Consider the following 1,467-nt stretch of genomic DNA (forward strand, 5'->3'; position numbering starts at 1 on the left):
AGTTTAATCCAAAGTGAGTATAGGTTAGATCCGTTCACGCCCGCATTGTTTTTATTCTGTGGCGGTCGTTTAGACCGCTTTAAAGGCCTATATTGGGAAGGTGATGGTTTCATTTTATTGTATAAACGATTTGAAAATGGTCATTTGCAGTGGCCACGCAATCGCCAAGAAGTCCAACAACTAAGTCAGAGACAATTACGTCAGTTATTAAACGGATTTACCATTGAAGCATCAATTCATCCTGCCCAACCTAGTCAGCTTTATTAAAGTGTTTTTAGGGGTTACCGAAAACGCTTTTTTATAGTACACTTTTGATTATCAGGTTAAGTTCAAGGTGGTGAGATCATGTTTATTGATGACAAGAAAAATTTTGCGCACCTAGCGCATGAAGCTGAATTGAGTAGCCGAATTAAAGTACTAGAAGAACAAATCGCTTATTTGATGCGCAAACAATTTGGTCAGTCTTCGGAACAAAGTAAGGTAAATAATAGCGAAACAACTGCAGAATCAACTGATGATACTGGGGTTTTTAGCCAACCAGAGTCAACTGGGCAACAAACCGAAACGACTGCGCCATCCGCGCATAAGAAAAAACGGTCGTCTCGTCAAAAAAAGATAAGCCCAACTTTGCCAGTGCATGAACAAGTTTACGAACTTGATCAACTTCAGTGTGATCATTGCCAACACGAACTAACCCGAATTGGTCGCCATTTTGTACGCGAACAAGTTCAGTTTATTCCAGCACAGCTTTATCTAGAGAAAACTTACCAAGCTACCTATAAATGTCTGTATTGTTCACACGATACGGCCACCGACGGTGACATCGTGGTTCAAGCACCGGTTCCTTTACCCGTTATTAGTCATAGCCTAGCAACACCATCGCTTATGGCAGAAATTATTCATAATAAATTTGAATTAGCAGTACCGTTATATCGACAAACAGCAGATTGGCATGAACTGGGACTGAGTTTAAGTGAGCCAACCCTCGCTAACTGGATGATCAACGCCGCTGGATGTTTAGCCCCACTGGTTAAGCTCTGTGGGCAGGAACTTTTAACGCAGAAGCATATTCATGGTGATGAAACGACTTGTCAGGTTTTACGTGAACCGAATAAACCGGCAAAAAGCAAATCTTATCTTTGGCTGCGTTGTTCTAGTAATGATGCTAAACAACCAGTAATCTTATTTGATTATGCGCCCTCGCGTAGTGGCGCTACTGCGCAACAACTCTATCAGGACTATCAGGGCACCTTAGTCTGTGATGGTTATGCCGGCTATAATCAACTCTCAGAAAAAATTCAAAGAGCCGGTTGCTGGGCACATGTTCGTCGTAAATTTTTTGAGGCCCAACGAGATGGTGGCCCACATGGTCATGGAAAAGCGGTTGAGGCGGTCACTCAGTTAGATCAGCTATTTGGTATTGAGGCTGACTTAGCTAACACGACGCCTACAGAGCGTGATCAGGTA

The 1,467-nt window shown here is 42.6% G+C and carries 2 protein-coding genes; both read left to right on the top strand.

The annotated features are described in order from the left end of the window. Window positions 1-267, top strand: a 267-nt coding sequence (gene tnpB / locus EKM80_RS14760) for an IS66 family insertion sequence element accessory protein TnpB (protein WP_164509596.1), incomplete at its 5' end; no start/stop codon positions are given. A gap of 78 nt (window positions 268-345) precedes the next feature. Further along, window positions 346-1,467 (top strand): IS66 family transposase (gene tnpC, locus EKM80_RS14765; protein WP_125554440.1); only part of this gene is annotated, 1,122 nt, incomplete at its 3' end.

The organism is Loigolactobacillus jiayinensis (genome assembly GCF_003946445.1).
GTDB lineage: Bacteria > Bacillota > Bacilli > Lactobacillales > Lactobacillaceae > Loigolactobacillus > Loigolactobacillus jiayinensis.